The following is a 13,615-nucleotide window of genomic DNA, read 5'->3' on the forward strand; positions in this document are numbered from 1 at the left end:
GAACATCGACTCCCTTCCGTCGGCCCACGGTTTTCGATCACGTTCGCGCGGACGGCAGCTTAACCGCCGGTCAACCGCCGGTCGAGCGCCTGCCGCCGGGGCCGCCGCCGCTGGTTGGCTGGAGGGGCCTCACCGGCCCTGACAGAGCCGGGACGCTCCGGGTCGGCGCTCGCGACGGGGGCAGCGCTGACATCCACCGGACGGCGGAGCCGCCGGGGCTTCGGGGACGCCGGCGGGACGGGAGGGACGGGAGGAACGGGAGGAACGGGAGGAACACGCCGGAGGCTTCGCCGATCGCGATGACCGATGTCACGGGGGTGATGGTGTTCGAGTTCGACGTTCTCGGGCCGCTGCGGATGAGCCGTGACGGAGTCCCCGTCAGGCTGGGCGCGGCGATGCCGCGCCGCCTGCTCGCGACCCTGCTGTGCACGCCGGGCAGGCCGGTGGCGGTGCCGGCGCTGGTCGAGGCCCTCTGGGGCGACGATCCGCCGCCCAGCGCGCACAAGACGCTGCAGATCTACGTGCTGCGGCTCAGGCGGGCGTTGGGTGATCGCGACCGCGTCGTCCACGGCCCCGGTGGTTACACCGCCGCCGTCTCGCCGCCGGAGCTCGACGCCCTGCGGTTCCGCGAGCTGACGGCGGCCGGGCGGGCCGCGCGGAGGAACGCGGACCCGGCGAAGGCGGGCGCGCTGTTCCGGCGGGCGCTCGGCCTGTGGCGGGGGCCCGCCTTCGCCGACTCCGGAGACGGGACGCTCGTGGCCGACGAGGCGCGGCGGCTGGAGGAGGAGCGGCTCCTGACCTGCGAGGAACTGGCCGTGGCCGACCTGACGTGCGGCCGCCACGCGGAACTGGTCACCGGCCTGACCGAGATGGCCGAGCTGCATCCGTACCGGGAACGGCTGCACGCCTGTCTCATGCTGGCCCTCTCCCGCGCCGGGCGCCAGGCCGAGGCCCTGCGGGTCTACCAGCGGGTGCGCGCCATGCTCGGCGAGGAACTCGGCGTGGAACCCGGCCACACGCTGCGGCGGGTGCACGAGGCGGTCCTGCGGGGCGACACCGGCGATGACGGCGGTGATCACCGTGACGCTCACCGTGACGATCGGCGCGGTGATCGGCGCGGTGATCGGCCTGGTGATAACGGTGGCGCGTCCGGCTCGGTGGCCGGCCTGCTTCTCGGCCCCGAGGAGCAGGCGTACGGGGAAAGCGCGGCCGTCCTGTCCGCCCGCCGTACGGACGTGGCGGACCAGGGCGGCGAGGAGGACGCCGGGCCCGTGGTGGCCGCGCCGTGCCAGCTGCCACCGGACATCGGTGACCTCGTCGGGCGTCACGGGCCGGCCGAATCGCTGCGGTGGTGTCTCACCGGCGCGGGAGACCCGCCCGCGACGCCGGTCGTGGCGCTGTACGGAAGGGCGGGCGCCGGCAAGACGACGCTCGCGATCCACGTCGCCCACAGCCTGGGGGAGACGTTCGCCGACGGCCGGCTCTACGTCGACCTGCACGGGACCCGCCCGCGACCGGCCGACCCGGCCGAGGCGCTGGCGCGTCTCCTGACCGCCCTCGGCGTGGCCGCGCGGTCGGTGCCGGACGGGCTGGAGGAGCGCGGGCGGTTGTTCCGCGCCGTCCTGGCCGACCGCCGCGTGCTGGTGGTTCTGGACGATGCCGCGAGCGAGGAGCAGGTCAGGCCGCTCCTGCCGGGCGGCCCGGGCTGCGCCGTCCTGGTGACGAGCAGGCGCAGGCCGGCCGGGCTGAGCGCCCGCGCCGTACGCGTCGACGCGCTCGACCCGGCGTCGGCGGCGACGCTGCTCGGGCGGATCGCCGGGGCGGAGCGGTTCGCGGCCCGGCCCGGCGTCGCGGCCGAGATCGTCCGCCTCTGCGGTCACCTGCCCCTCGCGGTCCGGATCGCCGGAGAACGGCTCGCGCAGCGCGAGCACTGGACTCCCGACCACCTGGCCGGCCGCCTGCGGGAGGAGCGGCGGCGCCTGGACGAGCTCGTCGCCGGCGACCTGTCGGTGCGGGCGAGACTCGACGCCGACTACCGCGGGCTCGACGCGGCCACCAGGCGGGCGCTGCGGATGCTCGGCCTGCTCGACGTCCCCGACTTCACGGCGTGGATGCTCGCGGCGGCCCTCGGCGTCACCGTGCGCGAGGCCGAGGCGTACGCCGACCTGCTCGTCGACGCCCAGTTGCTGAGCTGTGCGGGCGACGACTCCGACGGCCGGTTCCGCTACCGCTTCCACGACTTCGTACGGGCCTACGCCCGGGAACGCGCCGAACTGGAGGAGACCGACGGCGAACGGGAGAAGGCGGTCACCCGTGTCCTCGGCGCGCTGCTCGCCAGGGCCGGGACGGCGGAACGCGGCCTGCCGCAACACCCGGCCGCCGCCGTTTCCCGCGCCGCCCCATGCCGTTACGCCGCCGGCCGAGGGACGGAACCGCCGCTCGTCGCGGACCGGGTCTCATTCAACGGGACAGGCTGCGGATGACCACGCCGAGCACCTCGTCCATCGGCAGGTACCCCCAGTGCCGGGAGTCGTTGCTGACGGGGCCGTCGCCGAGGACCACGAGCCGGCCGGCCGGGACCGACTCGCCCGGCGCGGCGTGCACGCCCGCCGCCACCTGGTCGGGCACCGTGTCGCCCGGCACGGCGGCGATCCTCTTGATCAGCCACGACGTCTCGCCCAGCACGGCCGAGCGGCCCGTGCCGCCCGGCAGGCCCGTGCCGTCCGGCAGGCCCGTGCCGTCCGGCAGGCCGGCGCCGTCCGGCGGGCGGCGCCGGAAGACCACCACCTGGCCGCGCCGCAGCGCCGCGCGCCCGCCGCGCCGGATCAGCACCCGATCTCCCGGCTGGTACGTCGGAACCATGCTCGTCCCGGCCACCCGTATCACGACGAGGCGGCGCCGGGCGGCGACGACCCCTGCCGCCACGGCCAGCGACAGCAGAATCACGAAATATCGCATGATCAACCCTTCGGCCCGGTCGAGCGATCGTGATTCTCGACGGCCGCGGTTGCGCCCCGGTAGCGCGCCGCCTGCGGCCCGCCGCGCAACCACCCGCAACCGCGGCGAAGGCCGGGCAGAGCATCCTCACAGAGCGGGCGGCCTTCCACGCCCGGACCCAGCGAAGGGAAAACGCATGCTCCGCACTCTGAACCGCCTCGGTGACCGGCTGCTCCAAGGGCTGCTCCCCGGCGCGGAAGCTCAGGCCGACATCTGTACCCGCACCGAGGTGTACAACCAGAACTGCTGGTACAACTGCTACCCCAACCCCACCGGCGGCATCTGCGTCCGGAAGATCCAGTACGGCTGCGCGGGCGCCCTGTACACCATCGGAAGCTGCTGACAGGTCCGATGGTCTACGCCGTGCTGACGCTCCGGCTCGTGCTGATGGGAGTCTTCCTGGTCTCCGTCATCGCGAAGCTGCGGACGCGGCGCGCATTCGGTGAGTTCGCCACGGCGGTACGGCGGCTCGGCGGCCTTCCCATCCCTCTCGGGCCGCCCGCCGCCGTGGTCGTCGTCACCGTCGAGGCCGGAACCGTGGCCCTGCTGGCGGCGCCCGGCCTCGACGGCGACGGCAGGGCGGGCCTCCTGCTCGCGGGAGGCCTGCTCCTCGCGTTCGCCGTGGTCCTGGCCGCGGCACTGCGGCGGGGCACGGCCGAACCGTGCCGGTGCTTCGGCGGATCGGACGATCCGATCAGCCGCGGGGATGTCGCGCGCAACGCCGTGCTCGTCGTGTGCGCCGCCGCCGGAGCCGTCATGACGCCCGCGGCGGACGCCGCACCCGTCGCCCTGCCCGCCGCCGCGCTCTGCCTGCTCGGGGCCTCGGTCGCCGTCGCCGCCGTCGTGCTCCTCGACGACCTGGCCCACCTCTTCCGCTGACCCCGACCTCCCGCCGGCCCGCCGAATCACCTGAGCGCGCCGACCTTCCTGAGCGCACCGACCCTCCAACCGAAGGGAACGCCCATGGCCGTGCTTGCCGCCGCCGTCATCCTCCTCGGCGGTCTCGTCCTGGTGAACCTGCTCCTCACCGGCGCGGTCATCAGGAAACTCCGGAAGATCGTCAAGGAGACCTCCGCCGGGAGGCCGGAAAGCGCAGGACTCGCGGTGGGGGCCGAGGTCCCCGCCTTCTCCGCCCGCACGGTCGCGGACACGGAGGTCAGCGCGGACGATCTCGCGGGCGCACCCACCCTCGTCGGGTTCTTCAGCACCGACTGCCGGCACTGCCTGCCGAAGGCGCCGGGCTTCGCCGCTGCCGCCGGCGAGGCCGCGGCCGCCGGTGTACGGACCCTGGCGGTGATCGTGACCGGCCAGGAGGAGCCCGCCGACCTGCTCGCCGCGCTGGCGGACGACGTGAGGGTGGTCGTGGAGAACGAGGGCGGGGCGATGACCGGCGCGTTCGCGGTCGCGGCCTTCCCGTCGTTCTTCCTGGTCGGCCCGGACGCCACGGTCACCGCCACCGGCCACGAGCCGGATCGGTTGCTGCCCGCGCCGTCCCGCGCCCGATGACCGTCCCGCGCCCGATGAACGGGGTGACGTCACGGCTCGGGCCGCTGCGGCTCGTCCTGGCGCTCGTCTGGCGCGCCGGACCCGTGCTCGCCCTGTCCCAGCTCGCCATGGCGGTCCTGAACGGTGCCGCCCCCGTCGCGATCGCCTGGCTCAGCAAACTCCTGATCGACCGCCTGACCACCGGTGCGGGACCGTCGACGACACCGCCGGCCGTCGCGCTGGCGGTGGCCGGAGCCCTGACCGCGCTGCTGCCCCATCTTTCTGGTTACATCCAGCGGGAACAGCAGCGCCGCATCGTCCGGCACACCAGCGGCGAGCTGTTCGGCGCGGTGTGCCGCATGCAGGGGCTGACCAGGCTGGAGAACCCGCGGTTCCACGACCGGCTCCAGATGGCCCAGCGGTCCGCGCAGACCACCCCGCAGCTCATCACCGAGTCGGCTCTCGGACTGGTCCGCGGCGGTGTCACCATCACCGGGCTCCTCGGCGCGCTCGCCACGCTCAGCGCGCCGCTGGCCGCCGTCGTGGCGGCGGCCATCGTGCCGGAAGTGCTCATCCAGCTCCGGCTCAGCCGTCACCGCGCACACCTTCAGGGGGAGACGGCTCCCGCGGACCGCCGCAGGATCTTCTACCAGATGCTGATGCTCGACCTGCAGGCCGCCAAGGAGATCAGGTTGTTCGGCATCGGCGGCTTCCTGCGCGGGCGCATGCTGGGCGAGCTGGGCTCCATCCAGCGGGCGGAACGCCGGGTGGACCTGACCGCCGTCCGCTACAACGGGGCGCTGACCGTCCTCAGCACGGTGATCGCGGGCGGCGCGCTGATCGCGATGGTCTCCCGGATAGCGTCGGGCGAGGCGGGCGTCGGCGACCTGGCCGTCCTCACCGCCGCCCTGGCGGGCAGCCAGTCCGCCCTGTCCGGCATGGTGCTCCAGCTGGCCCAGCTGAACGAGGCGCTCATCCTGGCCGGTCACTACGCCCACGTCGTCACGGTCGGGCCCGACCTGCCGGAGCCCGCGACCACCGGCGCCGTACGACCGCTGCGGCGCGGCATCGAGCTCCGCGACGTGTGGTTCCGGTACGACCCTGACCATCCCTACGTGCTCCGCGGCCTGGACCTGACCATCCCGTACGGCCGGAGCGTGGCCCTGGTCGGCCTGAACGGCGCGGGCAAGAGCACCGTCGTCAAGCTGCTGTGCCGCCTGTACGACCCCGAGCGCGGCAGCGTCCGCTGGGACGGCGACGACGTGCGGGACCTGCGGGTCGACGACCTGCGCCGCCGGATCGGGGCCGTGTTCCAGGACTACATGGCCTACGACCTCACCGCGGCGGAGAACGTCGCCGTCGGTGACGTCGGCTCCCTCGACCGGCCGGAACGCCTCCACGAGGCGGCCCGCCGGGCGGGCATCCACGACACGCTCGCCGGCCTGCCCCGCGGCTACGACACCATCCTGTCCCGGTTCTTCGCCGCCGAGCCGGACGAGGACCCCGGCCAGGGCGTGCTCCTGTCCGGCGGGCAGTGGCAGCGGGTCGCGCTCGCCCGCGCCCTCCTCCGCGCGGACACCGCCGACCTGCTCATCCTCGACGAGCCCAGCTCGGGGCTCGACCCCGAGGCCGAGCACGCCGTCCACCGGCGGCTGCGCGACCTGCGCGCCGGCCGTACGAGCCTGCTCATCTCGCACCGCCTCAACACCGTGCGCGGCGCGGACCACATCGTCGTCCTCGCCGACGGCCGGGTGGCCGAGCAGGGCACCCACGACGAACTGATGGCGCTGGGCGGAGAGTACGCCCGCCTGTTCACCCGCCAGGCGGCCGACTTCCAGCTCGCCCGGCCCACCGCCCTCGGCGCGCCGGCCGACACGTGACGGGACACGCGCGCCGCGTCACCTCGCCCGCCCGGCCAGGAACTCCTCCCAGGTCCGCCCGCCCAGATCGGCGCCGTCCAGGGGCAGGTTCGCGCCGGCCCGGAACGCGCGGGCGGCCCGGCCGGGAGCCGGCATCGGCGTGACGAGCCGGCGCCTGCCGCCGGCCCTCAGGTAGTCGCGGGCGAGGTCCTCCATCGGATACACCCGCGGCCCGGCGAGGTCGGGCACCAGACCGGCCGGCGCGCCGAGGGCCAGCGCCGCGAGCCGGGCCGCCACCTCGCCCGCGTCGACCGGCTGGAACCGTACGCCGGCCCAGGTCGGCAGCACCGGCAGCGGGACCGCGGCCATCTGGCCCAGGGTCGTCCAGATCCAGTCGTGGAACTGGGTGGCGCGCAGGGTGGTCCAGGGCAGCCCGCAGCCGGCGACGACCCGTTCGGCCTCCCGCTTGGCGGCGAAGTAGCCGAACATCGCCCGGTCGACGCCGCTGACGACGGGGACGCGGTCGGCGCCGACGACCGAGACGAACACGAGGTGCGGCCCGTCCGCGCGGGACGCCGCCCGCACCAGGTTGCGGGCCTTGACCTCATCGCCCTTGGCGCTGCCCGCACAGTGCACGATGGTGCCGGCGCCCTTCACGGCGGCGTCGAGCCCCTCGCCGGTCGACACGTCGCCGGTCACGAACTCGACGCCGGTCACGAACTGGGCACCCTCCTGTGGCGCGTGCCCGCCTCTGCTGAGCACGCGCACCCGGCGGCCCGCGTCCCGCAGCAGCGGCACGACGAGCCGCCCGAGCGTGCCGGTGCCTCCGGTGACCAGGGTGAGCGAGGTCATGATGGTCAACTCCTCAGGTCCGGGAGCCCTGGTCACATCGGCCGGGCGCTCCGGGTCTACAGATGGGGGGTCTACCTATGGGGGACACCGGGCGAGAGAGGAATGTGACGGCGGTGGACGAGCGAGAGTGGCTGACGGAGCGTTTCGAGGAGCACCGCACCCGGCTGCGGGCGGTGGCCTACCGGATGCTCGGCTCGATGAGCGAGGCCGACGACGCCGTGCAGGACGCCTGGCTGCGGGTCAGCCGCGCCGGCGCGGGCGGCGTGGAGAACCTCGGCGCGTGGCTCACGACGGTGGTGGCGCGGGTCTGCCTGAACGTGCTGCGCTCCCGCGAGCAGCGGCGGGAGGAGCACCTCGGGGTGCGCGTGCCCGACCCGGTCATCGATCCCGAGTCCGGGGCCGACCCCGAGCACGAGGCGGTGCTGGCCGACTCGGTCGGGCTGGCGCTGCTGGTGGTGCTCGAAACGCTCTCGCCGGCCGAGCGGCTCGCGTTCGTGCTCCACGACATGTTCGCCGTGCCCTTCGAGGACATCGCCCCGATGATCGACCGCTCCCCGGCCGCCGCGCGGCAACTGGCGAGCCGTGCCCGGCGGCGCGTACGGGGACAGGCCCCGGCTCCCGACCCCGACCTCGCCCGGCAGCGCGCGGTCGTCGAGGCGTTCCTGGCCGCCGCCCGCGACGGCGACTTCGACGGGCTTGTCGCCGTGCTCGCCCCCGACGTCGTGCTGCGGTCCGACGGCGGCGTCGCGCGGGCCCGCCACAGCACCGTCGTCACCGGGGCGCGGGCCGTGGCGGCGCAGGCGGTCACCTTCGGCTCGCTCTCGCCGTACGCGCGGCCGGCCCTGGTCAACGGGGCCGCCGGAGTCGTCGTCGTGGCGAACGGCCGGCCGCTGTCCGTCATGGCCTTCACCGTCACCGACGGGAGGATCGCCGCCATCGACGTGCTCTCCGACCCCGGCCGCCTGGCGCGGCTCGACCTCACCGTCCTCGGCGACTGAGCGCCGCCACCGGCCGCCGTCGAGCGGGCGGCGGTGGTCGTCCCGGCAGGTGCAGGCAGGTGCAGGCAGGTGCAGGCAGGTGTCGGCTCAGTGGCCGGGGGCGGCCTCAGAGTGGCGCTTGAGGCTCTCCGCCTCGGTGCGGACGTACCGGCGGGTGCGTCCGCCGGTGAGCAGGCCGACCAGCGGCGCCAGCGAGCCCGACTGGCCGAGCGTGAGAAGGAGCGACACCCCGCCGTCCGGCAGTGGCGTGAGCACATGGGTCGCGACCGTGACGACGCCTCCGCTCGCCGCCCGCCACGTGAAGGACGCGCCGTCGGTGAACTCCGTCACCTCCCAGACCATCGGGGGAAGCGCGGGCTGCTTGATCCGTACGCGGACGCCGGGCCCCAGCGGGCCGTCACCGGCGTAGGTGACCCTGGTCATGGTGGGGATGAACTCCGGCCACCTGACGACGTCCGTCAGGACCTGCCAGACCCGTTCCCGAGGTGCGTCGATGTCGGCGCCGGTCTCGAACCACATGGCGGCTGTCGCTCCTTCTCCCCGGGGCCGCGGCAGGGCCCGCGAGTGGGGTGAATCATCGCATCGCGGACCTTCCGGCGGCGATCGCATCCCTGAGTGTCCGGCCTAGGCCAGGCTGTCGTTTTTGCGGTGGCTTGCCTAGATCGTCCCACATAACCTAGTATTCCGGCAGAGTTACTAGGAAATGCCTGCCGCCCCTGAGGCGAGCAGTGCGGGAAGGGGCGCACCATGCCCACGACCACGCCCGCGACCGCCACCGAGACCGTCACCGAGACCGTCACCGAGACCCCGTTGTCCACGGTCCCGTCCGTAGAGACCCTCTGGTTCACCCGCTGTCCGGTCCCGACCGCCAGTGGGCTGGCCCACGCGCTCGGCCGGCTGGCCGGCCGCTACGCGGACCTGGGCGTCGACATCGGGGTCCTGCAGGACGCGCCGCTCGAGATCGCCAGGCACCACTACGACCACGACCTCGTGGGGCTGATCCGCGAAGGGGGAAATGTCCCCGCCATCGCGGCCCGCGCCGAGGGTGCCAGGACGCGGCTGATCGGGCTCACCTGGATCGACGAGGGACAGTCGATCGTGGTCCGCGGGGACTCCGCGATCACCTCGCCGGCCGCCCTGCGCGGCGCACGGATCGCGGTGCCCGGCTGGGCCGCGACCAGAGACACCAGCATGGCCCGCGCCATGGCCCTGCACGGGTTCAAGGGTGCGCTCGACGTCGCCGGCCTGTCGCTGGACGACGTCGACTTCGTCGAGCTACCGCTCGACCCGGTGGTGCCTCCCGGGCGCGTCCGCGCCGAGCGGGCCGCGCCGCGCTTCCCCGAACTGGACGCGCTCGTCGCCGGCCGCGTCGACGCGGTGTACGCCAAGGGCGCCGCGGCGCTGGAGGAGGCCCGCCTCCGCGGGGCCGTGGTCGGCATCGACCTGGACGCGCTGCCCACGCGGCGCTCCAGGGTGAACAACGGCACCCCGCGGCCGATCACCGTGCACGAGGACCTGCTGCGGTCGCGGCCCGAACTCGTCGTCGAGTTCCTGGTCCAGTCGCTGCGCGCGGCCGACTGGGCGGCCGACAACCTGGAGGGCGTCCGCGAGGTCCTGGCCGCCGAGACCGGCTCCGGCGCCGACGGGGTGCTCCTCGCCTACCGCGAGGGGTTCCACCGCACCCTGCACCCCACGCTGGACGACGAGCGCGTCGGCCTGCTGCGGATCCAGAAGGCGTTCCTCCAGCGCCACGGCTTCCTGAGCGCCGACTTCGACCTCGACTCCTGGATCGACCCCGAACCGCTGCGGATCGCGTACGAGCGCGTCTCCCGGCGGCACTGACCCGAAAGGCCATGCAGTGATCAGCACACCCACGCCCGGCGGCCCCGGCTCCGCGGCCCGCCCCGCCGGACGTGCATCCGTCCGCCGCCTCCTGTTCCCGGCGGCGCTCGCCGCCCTCGGCGCGCTGCTGGCCGCCTGCGGCGGCCCCGCGGCGTCGTCCGAGACCGGGCAGGGCTCTGGACAGGGCTCCGGACAGGGAGTCGACACCGTCCGCGTCGGCGTCATCGCCGGATCGCCGCCCGGCGTGTACTCCGCGATCGAGAACGGGTTCTTCGCCAAGGAGCGCATCAAGGTCGAGCTCGTGACCCTCAGCGGCGGTCCCGCGCTGGTGGCGGCGACCGAGGGCGGGTCCATCGACATCGCCTGGGCCGACATCTTCGCCTGGACCTCCGCCATCCAGCAGGGGTTCAAGCTGACGATCATCAACCCGGCCAACGCCCTGAAGCCCGGTCAGCCGGTCAACGTCATCGTGGCCAAGCCCGGCAGCGGCATCACCTCCGCGAAGGACCTGGCCGGCCGGAAGCTCGGCGTCCCGGCGCAGGCGCTGACCACCGTACAGATCAAGAAGTGGCTGGAGGACCAGGGGCTCGACCCGAACGGGCCGAAGTACACGACGGTGCAGGACCGCACCACCTCCGGCGGGCTGGTCGCCCAGGGCACGCTCGACGCGGCGGCCACCAGCGGGGCGTACGTCACCGCCTGGCAGGCACAGTACGGCCTGACGGTGGCGGGCGCGTTCGACTCCGGCGTCCCGGAAGGCGCGGCGACCTCCGGCTACGGCGCGCAGCGCGTGTACGCCGAGGCCCACCCCGACCTGATCAAGCGTTTCGTGCGGGCCGTCCGGCAGGGGGTGGCCGCCTTCCAGTCGGTCGCCCCGCTGGAGCAGAACACCCTGCTGGTCAAGTACGGCGGCGCCGACGTCGGGAAGCTGGAGTCCAAGTATCCGGGCGCCCTGCAGAAGGCCTCGGCGGCGACCAGCGGCGAGTTGCGCGGCCCGTTCGACGTGGCGGCGGAGAACAAGTGGATCGAGATCGGCGCGCGGTACGGCGCGCTGAAGAAGGCGATCGACCTCACGCCCCACCTGTGGCCCACTGCCACGGCCGCCACCCCCTGACCCCCTGACTCCACCACGAACGCTGGGAGCTCTTCGGATGGCGACATCAGTGGCATCGACGGCATCGACGGCCTCGGCGGCGATATCGGCGGCGATATCGGCGGCGTCGGTCGCGTCCCCGCCCGGAGGCGCCGGACGTCCCGCGCCCCTGCTGGAGGCGGAGGACGTCAGGATGACCTACCGCGGCCGGCGGCGCGAGGTCACCGCGCTGCGCGACCTGTCCCTGCGCATCGGCGCGGGGGAGTTCGTCGCCGTGGTCGGCCGTTCCGGCTGTGGAAAGTCCACGCTGCTGCGGTTGCTCAGCGGGCTGCTCCCCGCGTCGGCGGGGGAGATCCGGGTCGCGGGGGAGCCGATCGACGGGCCGCCGCGGCAGGCGCGCTGCGTCTTCCAGGACTACGCGCAGTCCCTGCTGCCGTGGAAGACCGTGGCGGGCAATGTCCGGTTCGGCCTGCGGCACGCGTACGCGGCCCCGGCGGGAGACCACGACGCGCTGGTCGCGCACTATCTCGACCTGGTCGGTCTCGGCCACGCGGCCGACCGCTATCCCTGGGAACTGTCCGGCGGGATGCAGCAGCGGGCGGCCATCGCCCGGGCGCTGGCCGCCGGACCCCGGCTGCTGCTGATGGACGAGGCGTTCAGCGGCGTGGACGCGCTGAGCCGGGCCACGCTGCAGGACGTGATCCTGCGCGCCTGGGCCGAGGCCGGGGTGACCGTGGTGTTCGTCACCCACGACATCGACGAGGCCGTCTACCTCGCCGACCGGGTCGTGGTGCTGCACCCCGAGGGCCACGGCGTGCTCGCGGACGTGCGTACGGACCTGCCCCGCCCGCGCGAGCAGGTGACCACCCGGGAACTGCCGGACTTCCTCCGGCACCGGCGCGACCTGCTGAACCTGGTCCTGGACTGAAAGGACGCGGCCGATGGCCACGAACTCCACTGTGACGACACCCCGGCGGGCGGGCCGCGTGCCGCGCGCGCTGCGCAGCAGGATCTTCGGCTGGCTCGTCTTCGCCGGCGCCCTGCTCGCCTGGCAGCGCTACGCCTCCACCCACCCGTCGCCCAGGTACGCCACCGTGACCGACGTCGCCGCCAAGTGGTGGAGTGAGATCATCGGCGGGCCGCTGCCGGCCGCGATCCTGCAGACACTGCGCACGATGCTGATCGGGTACGCCGTCGCCGCTGTGCTCGCGGTGGTCGTCGGCGTGCTCATGGCCCGCGTGCGGTTCGTCTACGTGCTGGTCGAGCCCCCGCTCGAACTGCTGCGGCCGATGCCGATCTCGGCGGTGATCCCGCTGCTCATCCTCTATCTCGGAATCGACGACGCGATGAAGATCAGCGTGGTCGCGCTGGCCGCGTTCTTCCACATCCTGCTGAACGCGTACTCCGGGGCGGGCTCCACCCCGCGCACGATGATGGACACCGCCCGCACGTTCGGGCTGACCTGGCGGCAGACCATGACCGAGGTCGTGATCCCGGCCGCCGCGCCGGGCATCTTCGTCGGCCTCCGTTCGGCGCTCGCCGCGTCGCTGGTCATCTCGGTGGTGGTCGGGATGATCGCCGGGAACGACGGGCTCGGCCACCTCCTGATGATCCAGCAGCAGAGCTTCCTGGTCACCGACCTGATCGTCGGCGCGGTGACGATCGCGATGCTCGGCTACGTCCTCAACTTCGCGTTCCTGTTCGTCGAGAGACGGATCCTGCACTGGCACTTCGGCGCCACCCGCCACCAGGACTGAAGTCCACGACAGAAGAAAGAAGATCCATGACGTCGACACTGACGAGCCCCGTCCGGGAGGACGGCTGGCTCACCGCCGGAGAGCTCGTGCTGACCGGCGCCGACGCGGCCGTGCGCGCCGACCTGATCAAGGCCGTGCACCTGCTGCACCAGCTCGGCGCGCTGCGCAACCCCTACTCGGCCAACGCCAGCGTCCGGCTCCCGGGCTCCCCGGGGCACGTGCTGATCAACGCCAAGGGCCTGCCCGCCGACATCTCCGAGCAGGACTTCGGCGTGGTGACGCTGGACGGCGACCTGGTCGCCGGGAGGCTCGGCCCCGGCGTGCGGCAGGTCCTCCAGATGCACACCCTGGCCTACGCCCGCCCCGGCGTGAACGCGGTCATCCACACGCACTCGCTCCACGCCACCGCGTTCGCCCTGGCGCACCGGCCCATCCCGCCGAACTACGAGCCGCTGGTCAACCGCGGGCAGACGGTGGACATCCCCTGCGCGCCGTACCGCACACGCAACAACGGAGACCTCGGCGCCTCGATCACCGCGCTCCTCGGACAGCACCCGGAGACCAGGGCCGTGCTGCTGGCCAACCACGGGCTGCTCGCCTTCGACGACGGCCCGCTGAGCACGGCGCGGCTGGTCGCCACGATCGAGGAGGCGGCGGCCCTGGAGATCCTCGCCGTCCCCCTGGGCGGCTCGAAGCCGATCGTCCGATGAACCGGAGCACGACGAGCCGGAG

At 73.8% G+C, this 13,615-nt stretch carries 14 protein-coding genes; 11 read left to right on the top strand and 3 right to left on the bottom strand.

The window, feature by feature from the left end:
- Positions 1 to 299 precede the first annotated feature (299 nt).
- A complete protein-coding gene (locus Mam01_RS15460) occupies positions 300 to 2,483 on the top strand; it encodes an AfsR/SARP family transcriptional regulator (protein WP_204286017.1) in 2,184 nt (727 codons plus the stop codon).
- Here the strand turns inward: Mam01_RS15460 and Mam01_RS15465 are convergent.
- Positions 2,461 to 2,958 (bottom strand): S26 family signal peptidase, encoded by a 498-nt coding sequence (locus Mam01_RS15465; protein WP_204286018.1) that lies wholly within the window; start codon positions 2,956 to 2,958, stop codon positions 2,461 to 2,463. The two genes, Mam01_RS15460 and Mam01_RS15465, sit on opposite strands and share 23 nt — an antisense overlap.
- A gap of 175 nt (positions 2,959 to 3,133) precedes the next feature.
- Here Mam01_RS15465 and Mam01_RS15470 point away from each other — a divergent pair, with 175 nt between their 5' ends.
- The 4 genes from Mam01_RS15470 (at position 3,134) to Mam01_RS15485 (ending at position 6,362) form a co-directional block, all read left to right on the top strand.
- Complete coding sequence (locus Mam01_RS15470) at positions 3,134 to 3,340, top strand: hypothetical protein (RefSeq protein ID WP_150936583.1); 207 nt, start codon at positions 3,134 to 3,136, stop codon at positions 3,338 to 3,340.
- A 20-nt stretch (positions 3,341 to 3,360) separates the two neighbouring features.
- Positions 3,361 to 3,876, top strand: coding sequence for a MauE/DoxX family redox-associated membrane protein (locus Mam01_RS15475; protein ID WP_204286019.1), 516 nt, complete (start codon positions 3,361 to 3,363; stop codon positions 3,874 to 3,876).
- A gap of 84 nt (positions 3,877 to 3,960) precedes the next feature.
- Positions 3,961 to 4,503 (top strand): TlpA family protein disulfide reductase, encoded by a 543-nt coding sequence (locus Mam01_RS15480; protein WP_204286020.1) that lies wholly within the window; start codon positions 3,961 to 3,963, stop codon positions 4,501 to 4,503.
- Positions 4,504 to 4,517: 14 nt separating this feature from the next.
- Complete coding sequence (locus Mam01_RS15485; protein ID WP_204286021.1) at positions 4,518 to 6,362, top strand: ABC transporter ATP-binding protein; 1,845 nt, start codon at positions 4,518 to 4,520, stop codon at positions 6,360 to 6,362.
- Positions 6,363 to 6,380: 18 nt separating this feature from the next.
- Here Mam01_RS15485 and Mam01_RS15490 read toward each other — a convergent pair whose 3' ends face one another.
- Positions 6,381 to 7,193 (bottom strand): SDR family oxidoreductase, encoded by an 813-nt coding sequence (locus tag Mam01_RS15490; RefSeq protein ID WP_204286022.1) that lies wholly within the window; start codon positions 7,191 to 7,193, stop codon positions 6,381 to 6,383.
- Between the two features lie 113 nt (positions 7,194 to 7,306).
- Here Mam01_RS15490 and sigJ point away from each other — a divergent pair, with 113 nt between their 5' ends.
- Positions 7,307 to 8,191 (top strand): RNA polymerase sigma factor SigJ, encoded by an 885-nt coding sequence (gene sigJ / locus Mam01_RS15495; protein ID WP_204286023.1) that lies wholly within the window; start codon positions 7,307 to 7,309, stop codon positions 8,189 to 8,191.
- Positions 8,192 to 8,278: 87 nt separating this feature from the next.
- On the opposite strand, the gene Mam01_RS15500 is transcribed toward sigJ, so the two are convergent.
- Positions 8,279 to 8,710 carry an SRPBCC family protein gene (locus Mam01_RS15500; protein ID WP_204286024.1) on the bottom strand — a complete coding sequence of 144 codons (432 nt, stop codon included), beginning with the start codon at positions 8,708 to 8,710 and terminating at the stop codon, positions 8,279 to 8,281.
- A gap of 228 nt (positions 8,711 to 8,938) precedes the next feature.
- Between Mam01_RS15500 and Mam01_RS15505 the strand changes: the two genes are divergently transcribed.
- Genes Mam01_RS15505 through Mam01_RS15525 form a run of 5 tightly spaced genes read left to right on the top strand, consistent with a single transcriptional unit; the run spans position 8,939 to position 13,593 of the window.
- On the top strand, positions 8,939 to 10,033 hold the full coding sequence (locus Mam01_RS15505) for an ABC transporter substrate-binding protein (RefSeq protein ID WP_204286025.1): 1,095 nt from the start codon (positions 8,939 to 8,941) through the stop codon (positions 10,031 to 10,033).
- Between the two features lie 16 nt (positions 10,034 to 10,049).
- Positions 10,050 to 11,147: an ABC transporter substrate-binding protein gene (locus tag Mam01_RS15510; RefSeq protein ID WP_204286026.1), complete on the top strand. Its 1,098-nt coding sequence runs from the start codon at positions 10,050 to 10,052 to the stop codon at positions 11,145 to 11,147.
- 37 nt (positions 11,148 to 11,184) lie between these two features.
- Entirely contained in the window at positions 11,185 to 12,054 is an 870-nt protein-coding gene (locus Mam01_RS15515) for an ABC transporter ATP-binding protein (protein WP_239101324.1), read from the top strand.
- A gap of 13 nt (positions 12,055 to 12,067) precedes the next feature.
- Positions 12,068 to 12,883, top strand: coding sequence for an ABC transporter permease (locus Mam01_RS15520; RefSeq protein WP_204286027.1), 816 nt, complete (start codon positions 12,068 to 12,070; stop codon positions 12,881 to 12,883).
- A gap of 26 nt (positions 12,884 to 12,909) precedes the next feature.
- Entirely contained in the window at positions 12,910 to 13,593 is a 684-nt protein-coding gene (locus tag Mam01_RS15525; RefSeq protein ID WP_204286028.1) for a class II aldolase/adducin family protein, read from the top strand.
- The last annotated feature ends 22 nt before the right edge of the window (positions 13,594 to 13,615 follow it).

The organism is Microbispora amethystogenes (assembly GCF_016863015.1).
Taxonomy (GTDB): Bacteria; Actinomycetota; Actinomycetes; order Streptosporangiales; family Streptosporangiaceae; genus Microbispora; species Microbispora amethystogenes.

What these genes read in the sequence shown, in the direction of transcription:
- Mam01_RS15460 (WP_204286017.1), top strand. Translation starts at nt 300, where the DNA reads ATGACCGATGTCACGGGGGTGATGGTGTTCGAGTTCGACGTTCTCGGG.
- Mam01_RS15465 (WP_204286018.1), bottom strand. Translation starts at nt 2,958, where the DNA reads ATGCGATATTTCGTGATTCTGCTGTCGCTGGCCGTGGCGGCAGGGGTC.
- Mam01_RS15470 (WP_150936583.1), top strand. Translation starts at nt 3,134, where the DNA reads ATGCTCCGCACTCTGAACCGCCTCGGTGACCGGCTGCTCCAAGGGCTG.
- Mam01_RS15480 (WP_204286020.1), top strand. Translation starts at nt 3,961, where the DNA reads ATGGCCGTGCTTGCCGCCGCCGTCATCCTCCTCGGCGGTCTCGTCCTG.
- Mam01_RS15485 (WP_204286021.1), top strand. Translation starts at nt 4,518, where the DNA reads ATGAACGGGGTGACGTCACGGCTCGGGCCGCTGCGGCTCGTCCTGGCG.
- Mam01_RS15490 (WP_204286022.1), bottom strand. Translation starts at nt 7,193, where the DNA reads ATGACCTCGCTCACCCTGGTCACCGGAGGCACCGGCACGCTCGGGCGG.
- Mam01_RS15500 (WP_204286024.1), bottom strand. Translation starts at nt 8,710, where the DNA reads ATGTGGTTCGAGACCGGCGCCGACATCGACGCACCTCGGGAACGGGTC.
- Mam01_RS15505 (WP_204286025.1), top strand. Translation starts at nt 8,939, where the DNA reads ATGCCCACGACCACGCCCGCGACCGCCACCGAGACCGTCACCGAGACC.
- Mam01_RS15515 (WP_239101324.1), top strand. Translation starts at nt 11,185, where the DNA reads ATGGCGACATCAGTGGCATCGACGGCATCGACGGCCTCGGCGGCGATA.
- Mam01_RS15520 (WP_204286027.1), top strand. Translation starts at nt 12,068, where the DNA reads ATGGCCACGAACTCCACTGTGACGACACCCCGGCGGGCGGGCCGCGTG.
- Mam01_RS15525 (WP_204286028.1), top strand. Translation starts at nt 12,910, where the DNA reads ATGACGTCGACACTGACGAGCCCCGTCCGGGAGGACGGCTGGCTCACC.